This is a genomic window from bacterium, from assembly GCA_028821235.1.
In the GTDB taxonomy this organism is placed as follows: Bacteria; Actinomycetota; Acidimicrobiia; order Spongiisociales; family Spongiisociaceae; genus Spongiisocius.
Genome location: JAPPGV010000126.1, coordinates 1 through 16,197, shown reverse-complemented (window position 1 = coordinate 16,197; position 16,197 = coordinate 1). Strand labels below are relative to the sequence as shown.

Here is a 16,197-nt window from a genome sequence, read left to right as displayed (position 1 = left end):
ATATCGGCACCAAACAACCGTTTGGTAGGCTCGTCGGGTGGCCCCGAACCTGAAGCTCGTCGATGCGTCCCGAGCCGCCGACACGGTCCAAGACGGCGACACAGTGTACTTCGGCGGGACCGTTCTCGACCGCAAGCCGATGGAGTTGACCCGGGCGCTCATCAGAGCGGGAAGGCGGGACCTCGACGTGGTCACCTTCGCCGGATCCCTCGAGATAGAACTCCTCGTCGCCGCCGGCAGCGTCCGCAGCGTTGCCGCCGCCTACGTGGGGCTTGGTCGATTCGGTCCGGCGCCGCAGTACGTTGCAGGTGTCAAGGCCGGAACGTTTGATGATCTCGAATACTCCGAGTGGAGCCTGCTCGGGCGGCTTCGAGCGGCATCGATGGGCATACCGTTTCTGCCGACCAGGGCTGGAACGGGCAGCGAGACCCTGGCCATCCATGACTTCGCCTCGGTAGCCGACCCCTACTCCGGTGATACCTATGTCGCTCTCCCGCCGCTTCAACCCGATATCACGCTGCTTCACGCATGGCGAGCCAGCCCCAGCGGACACGTGCAGATGGCTTTTCCCCCCCAACACCTGTGGGACATCGACGTGCTCGCGGCGCGGGCCGCCGATCGCGTCATCATCGGCGTCGATCAGATCGTGTCCGAGGAAGAGATCGCGTCGATCCCGGAGCACACTCGTCTCTTCGGATTCGAAGTGGACATGGTTGTCGAGCTTCAGAGGGGCAGTTGGCCTACGAGCTCGCCACCGGAACATGATGTCGATGAAGGGGCCATCAGCGCGTACGTGTCGTCGGGTGGAGAATCGGGGACTCTCAACTTTGCGCGGCCATCGTGACTGCCTCGAGGGGTGAGATCGCGGACCTGATGGTTGTTGCGCTCGCCCGCATGGTCGTGGCCGGCGACGTCGTCGGGGTCGGACTCGGGACTCCAATCGCCCTCGTCGCAGCCCTGGTCGCCAAGCACACGACACAGCATGGCGTACATGTACTAGCCGGTGGTGCGTTGGACGTTAACGGCGGCGTGGAGTCCCACCTGCGCGATCCTCGAGACCAGCTCAGCCTGACCCCCGGCTTCATTCCGCATCTCGACTCGATGGATATGGCCGAGCGCCAGGCGATGACTCTGCAATTCTTGCGCCCGGCTCAGATCGACCGGTTCGGAAACCTGAATACGAGTCGGATCGGAGTTCGCTCGGCCCCGACGGCTCGGTTCAGCGGCGGCCTGGCCACAGCGGATGTGCCGGCGCTACTGCCGCGGGTGATCGCCTACCACCCTGATCACCGGCCTCGCTCGTTGCCCGCCCAGGTGGATTGGATCACCGGCAGCGGTCACGGATGGGCCGGCAACACCCGGAAAGCTGCCGGGACGGTCGCCGTGGTCACTGACCTCGCCGTCATCGAGTTCGTCGAGAGACGTGGCCGGGTAGAGTCGATCCATCCATGGAGCGATGCCTCGACGGTGGGCGAGAACACCGGCTTCGAACTCTCGCTGCCCGAGGATGCACCGCCAACGCCGGAGCCGACCCCTGATGAATTGGAAGCGCTGGATCTGGTCGATCCACGCCGCAGACGTGACGAAGAGGTCCCCGATCCACCAGGTCGAGACAGAAGGGTGACATCGTGACCGACACCGCGCCGGCCTCGGGTCGGCGGAGGCGGGATTCCGTAGATCGACGGAAGGAGATCATCGACGCGGCTGCAGCCATCTTTTCCGAGAAGGGTTATGCAGCGACGTCGATCCGGGACGTGGCCGAAGCCGTCGACATCCTCAAAGGCTCGCTGTATTACTACGTGAAGTCGAAGGAAGAACTGCTTTTTGAGGTGATCCAGGAGGTCCACCAGGGGGGGCTGGCCAACCTCGAAGGTGGCAGACGCGACGGCAGCGCCCTCGATCGCATCCGGTCGTTCGTCGAGCGGCACATCACCTATAACGCTCGCAATCTTGCCAAGATGACCGTCTTTCTCCACGACTTTCGATCGCTCGGCCCCGAACTCCGAGCTGAGATCATCGAGGCGCGCGATGTCTACGACCGCCACCTGCGAGCGCTCATCGCAGCGGGTCAGGCCGAGGGAAGCGTTCGTGCGACGATCGACCCCCGGCTCGCGTCGTTCTCGATTCTCGGATCTATCAACTGGACCTACCAGTGGTATCGACCTGAAGGTCCGAACACGATCGAGGAGATCGCCTCCGAGTTTGCGGACATGGCGGTGAACAGCGTTCGTTGCCCCGGCTGGACCGGCAAGGCCTGAATGGCCCATGGTGCGGACCCTCTCCTCGCCGGCAGCAGTTGCCGAGCTGATTCCGCCGGGCGCGACCGTCGCCGTCGGGGGCACCGGACTTAACCGGAAGCCGATGGCCCTCCTCAAGGGGATCGTGGCCGGAGGAGTCCGTGACCTCAACATCGTGAGCTTTCTCGGCAGCGTCGACGTCGAATACCTGCTGGCTTCCGCCGCAGTGGCGGCTCTTCATTCCGCCGGGGTTTCTCTGGACGGATTCGGCCTGGCGCCCGCATTCCGCGCCGCCCGGCAGCAGCAAACCGTCCGGTTCATCGAATGGTCCGAGGCGTCGATGGTTGCGGCCGTCGAAGCCACGGCACGCGGCCTGCCGTCTATGCCTTGCTCCACCGCGGCCGGCTCGGACGTCGTCAAGCACAACCCGTCACTGGGCGTTTACAAGGATCCACCAACCGGCATACCGACCGTGTTTGCCACCGCTCTCGCAATCGACATAGCCCTGATCCACGCCCCGGCAGCCGATTCCCACGGGAATATCTACGTCGACGGGGACCTCGGTCTCGATGGCTTGCTCGCCCGCGCCGCGAAGACGACGATCGTCTCTTTCGAACGGCAGGCTCCCGCCGATCCTCCGCTTGCAGCGATTTCCAGGCTATGGATCGACGCGGTTGTACGTGCGGCCGGCGGGTCCTGGCCGACCGAATGCCACCCCGACGCTCTGGTGGACCTCGGAGTCGTCGCCGCGTGGGCCGGGTCCAAGGGCCTCACACCGGACCTGTTGGAGAAGGCCTCGTGAGCACGCTCGGGGACCTGTTCACCACAGTGCTCGCTCGCGAGTTCGCCACCGCCGCGGCCGATGACGGTGTTCGGGTCATCGCCGTCACGACCACGGCGAGCCTCGTCGCGGCCCTGGCGGCCCGGCGCTTGGGGGCCTCCGATCTCGCCATCGCACCCGGCTTCGGGACGCTCGACGCCGCGCCGCGGCCTGCGCTCTCTCTCGGAGAGAGGGCCATTCGGGCCGGAGCCTCGCCGCGGGGACCGGTCAGCGACACGTTCGTGGCCGTGGCGCGCGGCCTGGTCGGCGTCGTGGTGACCCCTGGCCAGCTCGACAGTCGAGGGGCCACCAACCTCTCTCACATCGCCGGCACCCATGCCGCTCCGCGAGTTGCCTTGCCGGGGAGTCGCGGCCTGCCGGACAACAACGACTCGCCTTCACGTGTCTGGTACCTCGTCGCCGACCATGCCGCCCGCACCCTCGTCGACCGGGTCGACTTCGTCTCAGGGCCTCCGCCTTCCCCGCAGCGGATCCGCAGGCTCATCACGCGGCTCGGCGTATTCACGCTCGATTCGCACCATGGGTGGAGGGCCGATTGTCTCTTCCCCGATGTCGGGGCGGCTGATGTGGTAGCATCCGGCGGGTTCCCCATACGGGTGGCCTCCGGTGTTCCGACCGTTGCCCACCCGACACCGGCTGAGCTTGAGGCACTTGCCTCGGTGGATCCCGACGACTTGCGGTCGATCGAGTTCGACGGAGCCGACGGAGCCCGGCGCGCCCGACGGGTGGTCGCCGGAGAGCGCCGGAGCCTTTGACTCGACTCTACGCAATGCGTCTGCCGAGCCGGCGCCGTGGCCACCGCAAGAGTTCCATCGCCTTGTATGCGTACTGGCCGGACCGCCCGGTGGGATATCCTCGGGGCGACATCGTTCGCAAAGGTCAGCCATGGACACACAACGACTGATCGAGATGCTGGGTCCGGCGGCCTGGGCCGAAGGACTGGTCGCGGGATCACCGAAGTTTGCCGAAGGACTGGCGAGTGCGGCCGACGTGATCCATTCCGACGGAGCCCTGCCGGCCCGGGACAAGGCCCTTTGTGCCGCCGTGATAGGTGCCGTGAAACGGCTTCCCGAGGTGACTTCCAAGTACCTGACCATTGCGATGGACCGCGGTATGACACCCGATGAGGTCCACGGGGCTGCACTCAACGTGCTGATATCACGCGGAATTCCGGGCTACCAAGCCTTGACCGAGGCTCTAGCGGCGATAAGTGACGTCGGTGTGAGCCCTGGACCGCCTTTCGAGACCGAGGTCTCGATGGACGAACTCCTTGACTACTACCGGGGGCTCTACGGTGAGGTTCCCGCCAATGTCGCCCTGGGTGCTCAGCATGCTCCCGGAGTCGTAATCGCTTATTACCTCATGCGTCAGGCGGCTCTGGAGGAGTCTCCGCTCGAAAACCGGTTGGCGGATCTCATGCTCTGTGCAATAAACGCGGCCGAGTTCCGCGACGATTTCGTAGAGATCCATGCCCGCTTCGCCCTCAAGGGCGGCGCGACGCCGGGCCAGCTCACCGAAGCGGTGGCCTGCGCCATACCGTTCGCCGGCGTCGCGGCATGGTTGGCGGGCGCGAACGGCCTGATCGCAGCACTGGAGAATCCATAGTGCCACCGCGGACCGCGAGTGACTTCTCCGGGCGGCCAGGGACCGCCGTGGTTACGGGCGGCTCGGGAGGCATCGGCTCGGCCGTGTGCACGCTGCTGGCGTCGCGCGGCAGCGACATTGCCTTCACGTACGGCCGGAACGAGGCGGCTGCTGCAGAGGTCGCTGCGGCCGTCGAGGCTGCCGGCTCGAGGGTCACGGTCGGCCAGGTGGACGTCACCGATGCCGACGCCGTCAAGGATTTCGTCGACTCGGCTGCGGAACTCCACGGTGGCATCCACACTGCGGTTTCCGCAGCGGGGCCGTACGTTCCGATGCGATACGTCAGCCAGATCGATCCTCAGCTATTCCGAGAGAAGGTGGACGTCGACCTCTTCGGAGCATTCCATCTGGTCTGGGCCGCGCTGCCCCACGTTCGCGAGTCGTCGGGATCGTTCGTCGCCGTCACGTCGATGGCCGTGCGACGGTATCCGGTCAAAGACTCGCTATCGGCGATTCCCAAGGGGGCGGTGGAGGCCCTCATCCGGGCGATAGCAGCCGAAGAAGGTCGGTTCGGGGTCCGCGCAAATGCTGTCGGCCCCGGTTTGATGGCGTCCGGCATGTATCACGAGCTCGTCGCCCGGGGCGACTTCACCGAGGAGATGCTCGCCGACGCCTCCGGGAACATTGCCTTGGGCAGGCCGGGTACGGCTGACGACGTGGCCCGGGCTGTCTGCTTCCTCGCCTCCGATGAGGCGGCGTACATCACCGGGAAAGTACTGGACGTCGACGGCGGCTACAAGATCTGACGCTCGGCGGTGATTACGGGACCGCTGACCGACGCCCTTCGATGCCTACGAGTTAGTCGCCGGCGAATTCGATGAGGAGCCGGCAGTGGTCGCTTGGCCCCCACTCTTCGACTTCGTTGAGGGCGCGCACGGTGATGCCGTTGTGGAAGCCCTGTGAGGCGAACACCCAGTCGAGTTGACTCGTGGCGGTTGCTGGAGTTTGGCTCGTGGTGTGATAGGTGGGCACGTTGCGGGTGTCGGCCGGGAGGTCATCGGGGGTCGGGTCTGCTTTCCGGCCTTCCGCGTAAAGCATTTCGAGGCCGAGCACATCCATCCTGTCGGTCACTGTACGTTCTCGCAGTACGAACGGGTCGTCGTCCTTGCCGCTGAACGCCATGTTGAGATCACCGGCGGCCAGGATGCGATGCGTGCTGGGGTCCGTGCCTCCAATGAAGGCCGAGAGGTCCGAGATGATCCGGTGCGCCGACCCGTCGGGGTAACCCACCTTCCATGAGGTCTTGGTGGACGGGTGCGGGCTCATCCAGCGGGCGTACATGGACACCGCTATGAACGGTTCGGCATCTCGGGGAACGATACGCGCGGCGGCGATGGTTCCGATCCCGCTGACCGCGATCTCGTCCTCGCCTGTCATGCTGATCGGGCTGACCTGTTTGAACCACTCGACCTCGACCCGGTCCGACAGCTTCACCACCATCGGCCACCGCTCCAGCAGCCACCGGAACCTGTCTCCGTACCACTCCGAGTTCCAGTAGTGGGAGTCCCAGTGTTCGCGGGGGCCGATGTCCACCTTCGAGACTATGTCAGCGGGGTATCGGCCTGCTTCCTGCAACAGAGCCACGTCAGCGTCCATCTGCACCAACTCGCGCCACGCGTTGTGGCGCTTGGCGATGTTCCAACACACTACGGTCGTACCCACCTCAGCCTCCTGGCTCGCTCAAGGATCTACTCCACCCCGAGCCTATCCACCGGGTGTGACAGGCCAACCCACCTGGCTCGTCGGACGCTCCTTCAACTGCTGAGCGTGTGCGCTATCTTCTGCAACTCTTCTACGACGGAATCAAGGACCCTGCCGTATTCCACATCTACAGGCAGCGTGAAACCACAGTTCTGACTGCCCAGCTTCTTCTCCGCCGCCGGCGCATGATCATCCCAGAAGGTAAGCCAGAGAGGGGTTTCTCTCTCCCGGACCCAGAGTTCGTAGTGAACACCAAACCAAGCACCCCACCAGGCGTCCTCCTTCCCGATCTGAATGTGTCTACCGGATCCGTGCCACTGGGGAGCGACAGCCGTTCCGTCCGTGTTCACGAATGGACGTCCGAGCTCCCGTCCACGTTCAACCGCCCGTGCCGTAGCATCCTTCCAGAGCCTCTCCATGTCCAGCATCCGTCTGGGGAATGCGGGTGCCAACTCGTCCGAACGCAACGGCAGGAAAGCGTCCCGGTCCTGGCGTTCGCACAACGCCGCCAATTGCTGGATGTCCCGCTCGGCGGCTGAATCGCTGCCCTTACCGGCGCGGTACGACATCGCGGCTAGCAACGTCCGCCAACTCGTGAGCATCAATCTGCGTGGGCCGCCACCGACTGTGACACTCTTCAACTCCTCCGTGCCTGCGTCGGTTTCCAAGTCCCAACGGGCCTCTCTGGCCCTACCGCAAATCTCCACCCAGAGGGTCACCAGCCGCTGTTCCGGCGCGACGAAGAGCAGAACGGCGGGGTCTCCGTCTGTTGGAAGACGCTTCAGATACGTGCTGGGTTGATTGTCGGTGAGGCCGGCCCAGAACTTCACCTCTATGAGTACCCGCTCCGAGCCCTTTTCGTCGGAAGCGACCAGATCCACCCGCTCCCCTTGCTCTCCGATGACCTCGGTCGCCACCTCTTTAAGAGCCCCCACGTCCGCGCCGCCGTCCTGGAGCATCTCCCGCAGGGCCTCTCGAGCAGCACCAGATCGAGAGAGTATGTAACCGAGCGCCTCGGTGGCGAGGGTCTCGGTCTGCCCGGTGAATTTCCCGGCCAGGTGGGCTAGAAGAGAGTCCCTGCTGTCAGCGGCCATAAGGATGGTCCCTTCTCACGAGTTGGATGGTTCAGTAGGTGATACCCCGAAACAGGCGAAAACGCCCTGTCAAGCGGGAACAAGGCTGGTGGGCATTGACGGGAGATCCTACTTGAACCGACGACATCTCAGATGCGCTCGACCGTGCCATCCCATCTGCGGCCGCCCTACTGGTCGGCCTCGTTGTCTGCCCAGAGAACGAGATCAAGGGGCCCTTGTTGGTCGCGATCAGCCCAGGAGTGGGCTCCTCCGAAGCAGGAATGAACCGGTCCGGTCAGACTCTGCGCGTTGCTGCCTTTGGGGAAGGACGCAGCTAGCAAACAAACTCTCGCCGGTGTCAGCGTGAGGTTGACCCGTTGAGTGGACGCTCGTCTCAAGGCGGGGAAGACTCCCGTCCCAGGACTCGCCGGTGGATATACCGACAACTCGGCATGACACCTTGCTGGTTTCTTAGGTTGTTGGGGTCTCCAGCTTCACGCTGTGGAAGCGCAGAAAGTCCGTATCGTAGGACACGACTGCGCATCGGTGTTCGATGGCGAGGGCAGCCAGGTGGGCGTCGTTGACGAGGTTGCCGCCTGTCTCAAGCGGGGCCAGCAGTTGTTGGACGATCCCGAGGTGGCGTGCCGTCGGCTCTACAACTACGGCCGAGGGCTGAGCCAGCCAGTCCTCGACTTGTGCGATCGCCTCGCTTGCGGACAGCGGCTCGTCGAAGATGCGTCCGTTGGTGGACAGCCGCAGGAACGCCAGCAGCACCACCCAACAGAACGCCACCCGGGCGCCGCCGCTGAGCGCCTCGTCAAGCCAGCTCCGGGCCGAGGCATGCCGGAGAGCGTCTCGGTTGACGGCGTACAACAGGACATTGGCATCTACGAGCTTCAAGATCCGGTCTCTAGCTTCCTGGCAACCTCGCCGTCCTCGAGCTCGCCGGCGAGACGTAGCGCCTTGTCGAGATCGACCTTGGCGCGTCCCATCGGCCGGGTCGTTGTTCTGAACTGGTGGAGCCCATCAGCAAAACCCCGGCCCTCGCGGACCAGGTCGTTCAATGCCTGCTTGAAAGAGACCCGACGTTCGGTCATGCGCTGGCGGACGATCTGTTCTGTGTCGGAGTCAAGTGTGACTGTAGTCCGCATTCTGACAGCATAGCATCAAGTGATGCCTTGCTGTCATGGGCTTTCGGGATAACTGAGGGATGACTGACAGACCGCGTAAGACCTCAGTGTCTGGGCTCGGAACTTAGTGTCGGTGCGGGTTCGGGGGAGCTGGCGTTTCGAGGGTGTTCAAAGCCAACACGGCTGGGATGCGTCTACGAGAGGCCCGTCCCGGGACCACCAGAAGCAACTTGCAAGGCGCTCGCCCGGGACCTGGTACGCGAGATCCTGCTCAGAGTGGCCGTCACCATCCGCAACGGGCTACCTTCCCGCGTCACTTACGCGTCGACACGTCTCTATAGTCGCCGTATGAAGCATGTTTTCCTTCGCGTAGCAGTTGTCGCCGTGTTTGCAGTCTCCGCGTGTGGCGGCGACACGGAGCCTCAACCGTCTACGGTGCCACCGTCCCAGCCGGAGGTGATCGAACCAGCGACCACCACGGCCGCCACCGTGTCCAACACCACCGCAGCACCACCGGCGAGCACCACCACCACGACGGTCGGGGAACCGTCGCTGGTGCGCGCTGAAGCAGAACTCGCCGTCGCGGCCCGCTTAGCGGAGGACGCTCCCGAAAGCATCAGCGACGAACAGATCACGTGTGTGGCCTCCGCGACAGTCGACACCCTCGACGAGGAGCGCCTCTCAGAAGTCGTCGCTGCGCTCGCCGGGCCGTCCTACGGTGTGCTGCCCGCCGGTGTCGTTTCGGACTCCGAACGTGATCGGATCGTCGACGCTGCCGTCGGGTGCCTGCCATGGACACAGACCATCCTTGACTCGCTGCAAGACCTCCCCGATGTGCCACCGGCGATACTCGAATGCGCCCAGGCAGCGGCCCCCAGCGCAGAGACCGACCGGGTCGCCGCAGACGTCGCCTTGTTCGGCGGGGATCTCGGGGTTGTCCTCAATCTGGTGCTGCCTCCGGATTGTCTGCCTCAGACCGGCGCTTCCCAAGCCGAGACAGCGGCTGGCAGGCTCACAGCAGCACAACTGATCTCGGTTGGGGTCTCACCAGAGAGCGCCGCGTGTGTAGCGGAACAAGTCGACGCCCTCAGCGAGACCGCACCCGACGAAAACGGCACCGACGAGAACAACGCTGACGCCGCTATGGCCGCGGAACAGACAATCGTGGCCGCGATGCTCGGATGCCTCACACCAGAAGAGATGGCCCTGCTGAGCGGCCCCGAAAGCCCAGAAGGCTGAACCACCCCGCATCAGCCACCCGGCGGCGTCGGAGGAGACAACATCGCCGTGAGCGTGCTGTTCCGCATCGACGGGACAGGTCCCGGCCGTGGACCACTGTGGGCGTTGACGGGCTCGAACCGCCAGATACCCCTATAACCCGAGGTCAGAGGGCCTTTAACTTTCGTTGAATGTTACTTCAAGTGTTATAGCGACTTCGAATGAAACCGCCGAGTCTGGGGTCCAGCCCTCCTGCTCGGCGCTGTCGGCCGGACTACTGACACCACCCGATCCATGGATCTCCGGCGGGGAGCCTAACGCCCGAACGTCTCCTACACGCACGCGGAGGCCTCCAGTTATTGGTCAAGGTGAGGCCACAGACAAACGTAGTCCCGCCCACACCGTTAACCGGATCGTCCGCCAATCCAACCCAAAGCCGACGAACTCTCGGATGCGCTCGACCTTGCGATCCCATCTACGGCCATTCAACTAGTCGGGCTCGACGCTCCACCCAGAGAACGGAGTCAATTGACCCTTCTTGGTCGCTACCAGCCTCCACGAGTCGGATCCCCGAAGCACGAGCGGACCGGTCCTAGAACTCGCTGCCCCACGGCGCGGAGCTTATGAGTCCGTCTAAAACCCCAGGTAGATAGTCATAACAACACTATCCGCCCCACACTCTGTCCCACATCGACCAAGGCACGGTTGACGGCGGCCTCTCGGTCGTCACTTGGGTGCAACCATGTGCAGAATCGTCTCCGTGCGCATCCGCCGAGTTATGGATGAGGAAGGCTCAGCCGTTCTAATCGGGAGGTAGCGCTTGTTCTCAGGCAGAGTCCGTTCCGTGCTCCGCTCGGTGCTGAACCCATAGTGCTGCAAGGCCCGTTCTACGAGCGAGTCGTTACGTATGAAGTTTCCGCGGAGCGTCGAATTCCCAACCACCAGTATCAGTCGCGCCTCCGGTCTCAGAACACGCTTCATCTGCCTGGCAAAGAGGAGCATATCGTGCGCGTAGCGAGTCAGTATTCCCATCGGTAGCCGGGCGGCGTCAACCGCATCGCGCTCTATCCGAGCTACGAGTGCACCGGCCTCAGCCTCAGCTGGACAGTCGAGGGCTCGCTCAGCCCCGATACTTGATGAGCGGATAGCCCGGAGCTCAGGAATCGAATATCCAAGCCAGATCAGCGCAAACTTGTGTCCCCGTATGTAATCAATCGCATTCAAGTATGGTGGTGATGTGACGACCATATCTATGCTTGCCGACGCTACACGGTCAAGAACGCGACAATCGCCAAGGTGGGCCTCCGTGGAACCGGTCAAGCGGCGACCCTCAAGAAGCCTGGCGAGGTCGGCAATAGCCAGCGAGAATCCGGCGATCACGTCGTAGTCGGATGTGGTCGACACTCGATGGGGTCGACTGTGAGAGGTATCAGCTGCGAGAGACGCTTTGGGTGCTTTCGTTATTACAGTCCTACTTAGAGATATCTGGGCTAGTGCGCGAAGCGGGCCTGCGGGAAGGTCGTTAATCACCCTTGAAAGCCTCGCGAGCTGTATCCGTTGCCCGTCGGCAAACCAGTATTTGGCAAAGCGCGTTGTCTCAGCATCGCTCCATGGGAGTTCGACGTCTCCATCCGACGCCGCAGCGTTAACCACCTGTTCACGCAGTTGCTCACATTGCGAGGTGTCAAGGGGGCTGGTGGCCACCCTCGTCATCAGAATCGCCAGTGGGTCAAGGTCAACCCCAATCGCGTGGTGTCCCCGCTGGGCGGCGACAGAGAGCACCGTCCCGGAGCCGCACATTGGATCAAGAATCCTCTGCGTTCTTCCGCGTTCGGACCCCGGGATGCAGTCAAGAGCAATCTCCGGCGCCATGCGCGCCGGGAAGGGATGGATAGTCCGCACAGCCATAGGTACCTGACAGTAGCGGGCCTCCCTTGGCTACCCGTTGTTCTCTGACGCGAGAGGTGATCCGCCGGCAAGGTTGCCTGCAAGAACAATCGCCCTAGGCGAGAGTCTGCGCTCCCCACAACCTCCGCGGCCGCCAGACGGTCGCAAGGGCCGCAGGCAGACCCTAGGCCTGAATCCACCAATTAGCTTGCCTCGGAGTTGGTTCGGGAGCGGTGTCGGGGTGGTCGAGGGGTTCTGGGTGGGTTGATTCGGAAGGCCTCGATGGATGATGGGGGGTCTGGTCTGGGAGTTATCTTGGGTTTTGGTAGATTGACGTATTGTTACAATGCGGGGCGTTGGGATAGATCTGGTTGATTCAATAGTGGGATAGATCTGGTTGATTCAATAGTAGGGGGCAGTTCGGGTTAGCAGAGTTGGGGAAGAGCCCGGAGGTTACCGAGGGTGGTTCGGTAGGTTCCGACCATCGGACGGTACGCGTAGGATGTGGAGGCCGCTGCGGTTCACGATCCGTCCGGGCAAACCGAAGAGGCGAGTGCGGATGGTGGATCCGTAGACGAGTTTCGGGGGGTTGAGTCCGTCCGGCGAGTGCTATCCAGCGGTAGAGGTTGTGGCTGGGCGTCGCACGCTAGCCAGGCAGCGTTAGCGGCGAACATCCCGGACGGGAGGTGGGCGAGACCCGCCGAGCCTTTGAGGTCACGGACGGCAAAGTCGCAAATGGCGTGGGATCGGTGGTATCGGTCGGCTTCGACTACCGACGGGCCCGCCGATGGTTTCGTCTCTGCTCCACACATCCGACGTTGGGCCGCAGCACCGAATCTCCATTACATACGATATCTACCGATTCTCCATTGCTGTATGTTACTAAACACTAATTTCTCTGAAGAGGAACACAGTAGTTCGACTTAGAACCGTTGGTTCTGGCAGCCCCAACACTCGCGAACGAACAAGATCTACGACCGGGCGCACTCGTCTATTATTCCGAGGATGGAAACACCTACCGCGTCAACCGACCACTCTAGAAGTCGCCTCACACCGCTCGCCTTGGACGCAGGTGAGGTGGTTGATGACATCCCCGTCCGAATGAGCTACGAGATCATCCGGCTCTTTTCTGAGGGGCTCTACCAGAGCCCGCACAAAGCGGTGGAAGAGTTGGTAACAAACGGCTACGACGCTGGTGCCGAGCGTGTCTGGATCTTCACACCCAGAGAAGAGTACCCCGAGGACTCCCTATGGGTGGTCGATGACGGTTCAGGCATGGACAGCCACGGTTTTGAGAACCTGTGGCACGTCGCAGACCCGCGTAAGTCCAAGGATCCGGAAACAGGCATTGAAGGTCGAGTCGCTATTGGACAGTTCGGGATCGGAAAACTTGCGGCCTACGTACTAGCCGAGCGACTGACACACATCTCAAAACACGACTCTCGCTACCTCGCCACGTCCATGGATTTCACTCGTGTGAGGGAACACCACCAGTGGGAAGAATCGAGAGAAATCAAGGTCCAACTGCGAAAGCTCTCCGAGGACGAGGCGATGGAGCTACTCCACGAGATCGCTGACCGCGATGACGATCAAGTCTGGTCCAATCTCTTTGGCAATAACGCCAAGCCAACTTGGACCGCTGCGGCCTTGAGCGAGTTCAAGCCTCTAATGGACGACTTTCAGGTAGGCACCCTGCGTTGGGTGCTCCGAACCGGTCTACCCATCCTGACCGACTTCCACATCATCCTGAATGGCTCGATCCTCGTGAGCCCTAAGGTCGACCTTGAACCACTCGAGTGCTTCACGTTTGGCGGTGAGGACCCCGAAGTGGAGAAACTCAAGAAGGAGAAATACTCCATCGAAGCAACAGCAGACAGTGTATCGATCGACGGGATTAAAGGCGTTATCAAAGGATACGCAGCTGTATACCCGAGCCCGCTCGAAGGAGGCAAGTCCGACCGGTACTCACGCAGCTACGGCATCTTCGTCAAGATTCGCCAGCGCATCGTCAACCTCGAAGACGAGACCTTCGGGCTTCCTGTACAAAACCACGCCGCCTGGCACCGAACCGTTATCAGAGTAGAAGCAGATGGACTTACCGAGTTCCTCCAGTCCTCCCGTGAGGGTGTAAGGGAAACGCGAGAAACCCGCACTCTGCAGCAGTATCTCCAAGAGAAGTTCCTGAGGTGTAGACGGACCTACAATGCGTACCTAGACAAACAGTTGGTTGGCGATGAGATTCACCGACTAGTCGCTGAAGCTCCATCACGATTCGTAACTAACCCGCTCATCGACGCAGTGCGCAGGGGCATAACCGACCCCTCCTCACAGATGTATTACCTGCGACGTCCTGCCGAGGGAGAAGCCACCGACCTAGATGCTTGGGTCGCTGAGTTTGAGACCGCCGCGGCGAACGAACCCATCAGTGACATTGTCCTAGCAGAAGCAGGCCGAAACGCCCCGGTTGCATCCTACGAACCGACAACGAGAGTCCTCCATACAAACCGAGAGCATCCTTACGTCGCCCATGTGATTCAACATAGTCGAGGCCCGACCCTATGGAAACTATTCGCTGCATCAGAGCTTCTCTTGGAAGCGCTCGCCCAAGCCATCGGCCTCCCCCATCAAGAGACAGAACAGTTGCTCCGTTTCAGGGATCGGATTCTGAGAATCCTCTTGAAAGACCAACCGGCCGTGATTGGCGACATACTAGGTCTCCTCGCGGTGGCTGGCACCGATGAGACTGCTATGGAACGGGCAACCGGAGCCGCCTTCGAAGCACTCGGGTTCGACTATCAGAAGCGAGGTGGGAGTCGCGGCGGAACCGACGGTGTGCTCGAAGCCAACCTTGGCGTATCGCCGGGGTCCCGTGTACGAACAAGCTTCAAGCTTGTATTCGACGCTAAGACGTGCGGCGGAGCGGTTCCAAACGAAAGGGTTCGCTTCGACGCTCTTCACCGATTCCAGCGTACTGAGAAAGCAGACTTTGCTTTCGCCATCGCCGACAAGTTTCAAGGAGAAGATGACGACAAGTCGGCGATTAACGAAGAAGCAAAGGCGGAACAGGCGACTGTTCTCACGACGAGCGACTTGCAACGCTTGCTTCTTTTGCACGCGTCCTTTGGCATTCCGTTACCAACGATGCGAGAACTCTTTGCGGGGCCCTACAGGGGCACGGATCAACGCGGCTCCGACCAACAGGGGCACTTCAGTCGACAAGACGTGCTCTCCTGGCTCCAGTGGCTCGAGTCTGAGCTCGGAAGCGCTGAGGCGCGAGTACCGGTCCGCCAACTTCTCGAAAGGCTCGAGGCTCAGAAAGAGGATCCCTACGATGCTCCAACGATCTCCCGAGTCCGTCTCCCGGAGTCGGAGTTCATAAGCTTCCAACCGAGCCGACTTCTAGCGGTCCTGAAGGGCATCCAAGCTGTCATCGGAGATAGGTACCTTATGGTAGACGACGACAGGGTGTATCTCCACCAGTCCGTCGACGAGATTCTCGGTAGATACGACCAGGCGGTTGAGTCCGAGTTGAGAAACAACTCGTAGAGACCGTCTGAACATGACCAGCTCGTCTCAACTCACTCAGTAACGTGCGGCGGCCAGTCCATCCACTGGCGGGAGCCGAGGCTCTGTGGAGAACGTCGGTGCCAATCGCCCAAAGCTGCTGGTACCGGGCCTAGCCGGTCTCGTGTGCGTGTAGGGATCACGAACTAGCCCCGATCCTCGCCGCAACGCTCCTCGGGCAAGATCACGCTTCTGAGTTCGGCTAGGTTGCTGAAGGGTACGCTGCTGTTCGGCTTGAAGGCGGCTGGGTTGGTCGTTCTGGTCACCAGTAGACCGCGGACGTGCCAATCCTTGTCGGGTTGTGTGATGTTCAGGGAGCTCGTGAGGGATGGGATGTTTCGTTGGATGTCTTCGACTTTGTGTAGCAATGTGTCGACGTATCCGCCGGGTTGGTGGAAGTCTTCTATCAGTTGTCTGATCCGATGAGCTGAGAATGGGATGTAGGGGTCCTTTGCTTCGATTACCCAGATGTGTGATTGGGCTGGGTTGATGCACAACAGGTCAATCTCGCCGGAGAGGGAGTCGATTCCTAGGTGTTTGGCTTTCCTAGGTCGTATTTTCTTGCGGACTATGAGACCTGGGATTGAGAGGGCGTTGTAGCAGTCGTTCTCGAACTGGTCGTTCCTCTCCTGTCGGTATCTATTGAGTGCCTGGTTGACATTCTCGGGGAGTGTCCTGGGTGGCCACGGCAGGCGACCATCGTCGAGATACGTGGATAGCACAGCCAGTGTCATCGACGAAGTGCAGGGAAGTATGTAGAGTGTTTCGCCGTGCTTTATGAATGGTCGAGTGTCGACACGTGCGGCCCTGCGTTCTGTCTCCCAATACTCCTGGGGTTCTGCTCGGAGTGATGGCGATCAGCGAAATTCCCCAGAGTTGGTCAGCGAATTTCCCCACCCTGG

15 protein-coding genes are annotated in these 16,197 nt (G+C 61.8%); 9 read left to right on the top strand and 6 right to left on the bottom strand.

Features of this window, described 5'->3' with window-relative positions; all coding sequences use genetic code 11:
• Positions 1-37: 37 nt before the first annotated feature.
• The 7 genes from OXK16_12775 (at position 38) to OXK16_12745 (ending at position 5,468) form a co-directional block, all read left to right on the top strand.
• Positions 38-844, top strand: coding sequence for a hypothetical protein (locus OXK16_12775; GenBank protein MDE0376817.1), 807 nt, complete (start codon positions 38-40; stop codon positions 842-844).
• Entirely contained in the window at positions 841-1,632 is a 792-nt protein-coding gene (locus OXK16_12770) for a hypothetical protein (protein ID MDE0376816.1), read from the top strand. Before OXK16_12775 ends, OXK16_12770 begins: the two co-directional genes overlap by 4 nt.
• Positions 1,629-2,258, top strand: a complete 630-nt coding sequence (locus OXK16_12765; protein MDE0376815.1) for a TetR/AcrR family transcriptional regulator — start codon at positions 1,629-1,631, stop codon at positions 2,256-2,258. The genes OXK16_12770 and OXK16_12765 overlap by 4 nt, the downstream gene beginning before the upstream one ends.
• A 7-nt stretch (positions 2,259-2,265) precedes the next feature.
• Positions 2,266-3,039, top strand: a complete 774-nt coding sequence (locus tag OXK16_12760) for a hypothetical protein (protein MDE0376814.1) — start codon at positions 2,266-2,268, stop codon at positions 3,037-3,039.
• Entirely contained in the window at positions 3,036-3,833 is a 798-nt protein-coding gene (locus OXK16_12755) for a hypothetical protein (protein MDE0376813.1), read from the top strand. Before OXK16_12760 ends, OXK16_12755 begins: the two co-directional genes overlap by 4 nt.
• A gap of 130 nt (positions 3,834-3,963) precedes the next feature.
• On the top strand, positions 3,964-4,683 hold the full coding sequence (locus OXK16_12750) for a carboxymuconolactone decarboxylase family protein (GenBank protein MDE0376812.1): 720 nt from the start codon (positions 3,964-3,966) through the stop codon (positions 4,681-4,683).
• Complete coding sequence (locus OXK16_12745) at positions 4,683-5,468, top strand: SDR family oxidoreductase (protein ID MDE0376811.1); 786 nt, start codon at positions 4,683-4,685, stop codon at positions 5,466-5,468. Before OXK16_12750 ends, OXK16_12745 begins: the two co-directional genes overlap by 1 nt.
• 52 nt (positions 5,469-5,520) lie before the next feature.
• On the opposite strand, the gene OXK16_12740 is transcribed toward OXK16_12745, so the two are convergent.
• The 4 genes from OXK16_12740 to OXK16_12725 form a co-directional block, all read right to left on the bottom strand.
• Positions 5,521-6,384, bottom strand: coding sequence for a hypothetical protein (locus OXK16_12740; protein ID MDE0376810.1), 864 nt, complete (start codon positions 6,382-6,384; stop codon positions 5,521-5,523).
• Between the two features lie 92 nt (positions 6,385-6,476).
• A complete protein-coding gene (locus OXK16_12735) occupies positions 6,477-7,517 on the bottom strand; it encodes a hypothetical protein (protein ID MDE0376809.1) in 1,041 nt (346 codons plus the stop codon).
• A 450-nt stretch (positions 7,518-7,967) separates the two neighbouring features.
• Positions 7,968-8,396 carry a type II toxin-antitoxin system VapC family toxin gene (locus OXK16_12730; protein MDE0376808.1) on the bottom strand — a complete coding sequence of 143 codons (429 nt, stop codon included), beginning with the start codon at positions 8,394-8,396 and terminating at the stop codon, positions 7,968-7,970.
• Positions 8,393-8,647: an antitoxin gene (locus OXK16_12725; GenBank protein ID MDE0376807.1), complete on the bottom strand. Its 255-nt coding sequence runs from the start codon at positions 8,645-8,647 to the stop codon at positions 8,393-8,395. The genes OXK16_12730 and OXK16_12725 overlap by 4 nt, the downstream gene beginning before the upstream one ends.
• 435 nt (positions 8,648-9,082) lie before the next feature.
• Between OXK16_12725 and OXK16_12720 the strand changes: the two genes are divergently transcribed.
• Positions 9,083-9,865 (top strand): hypothetical protein, encoded by a 783-nt coding sequence (locus OXK16_12720; GenBank protein MDE0376806.1) that lies wholly within the window; start codon positions 9,083-9,085, stop codon positions 9,863-9,865.
• A 705-nt stretch (positions 9,866-10,570) separates the two neighbouring features.
• On the opposite strand, the gene OXK16_12715 is transcribed toward OXK16_12720, so the two are convergent.
• A complete protein-coding gene (locus OXK16_12715; protein ID MDE0376805.1) occupies positions 10,571-11,716 on the bottom strand; it encodes a hypothetical protein in 1,146 nt (381 codons plus the stop codon).
• 1,092 nt (positions 11,717-12,808) lie between these two features.
• On the opposite strand from OXK16_12715, the gene OXK16_12710 reads away from it, so the two are divergent.
• Positions 12,809-15,277 (top strand): ATP-binding protein, encoded by a 2,469-nt coding sequence (locus tag OXK16_12710; GenBank protein MDE0376804.1) that lies wholly within the window; start codon positions 12,809-12,811, stop codon positions 15,275-15,277.
• Between the two features lie 164 nt (positions 15,278-15,441).
• Here the strand turns inward: OXK16_12710 and OXK16_12705 are convergent, their stop codons facing one another.
• Positions 15,442-16,029 carry a hypothetical protein gene (locus OXK16_12705; GenBank protein MDE0376803.1) on the bottom strand — a complete coding sequence of 196 codons (588 nt, stop codon included), beginning with the start codon at positions 16,027-16,029 and terminating at the stop codon, positions 15,442-15,444.
• Between the last annotated feature and the right edge of the window lie 168 nt (positions 16,030-16,197).

What these genes read in the sequence shown, in the direction of transcription:
- OXK16_12760 (MDE0376814.1), top strand. Translation starts at nt 2,266, where the DNA reads ATGGTGCGGACCCTCTCCTCGCCGGCAGCAGTTGCCGAGCTGATTCCG.
- OXK16_12750 (MDE0376812.1), top strand. Translation starts at nt 3,964, where the DNA reads ATGGACACACAACGACTGATCGAGATGCTGGGTCCGGCGGCCTGGGCC.
- OXK16_12735 (MDE0376809.1), bottom strand. Translation starts at nt 7,517, where the DNA reads ATGGCCGCTGACAGCAGGGACTCTCTTCTAGCCCACCTGGCCGGGAAA.
- OXK16_12725 (MDE0376807.1), bottom strand. Translation starts at nt 8,647, where the DNA reads ATGCGGACTACAGTCACACTTGACTCCGACACAGAACAGATCGTCCGC.
- OXK16_12715 (MDE0376805.1), bottom strand. Translation starts at nt 11,716, where the DNA reads ATGGCGCCGGAGATTGCTCTTGACTGCATCCCGGGGTCCGAACGCGGA.
- OXK16_12705 (MDE0376803.1), bottom strand. Translation starts at nt 16,029, where the DNA reads ATGACACTGGCTGTGCTATCCACGTATCTCGACGATGGTCGCCTGCCG.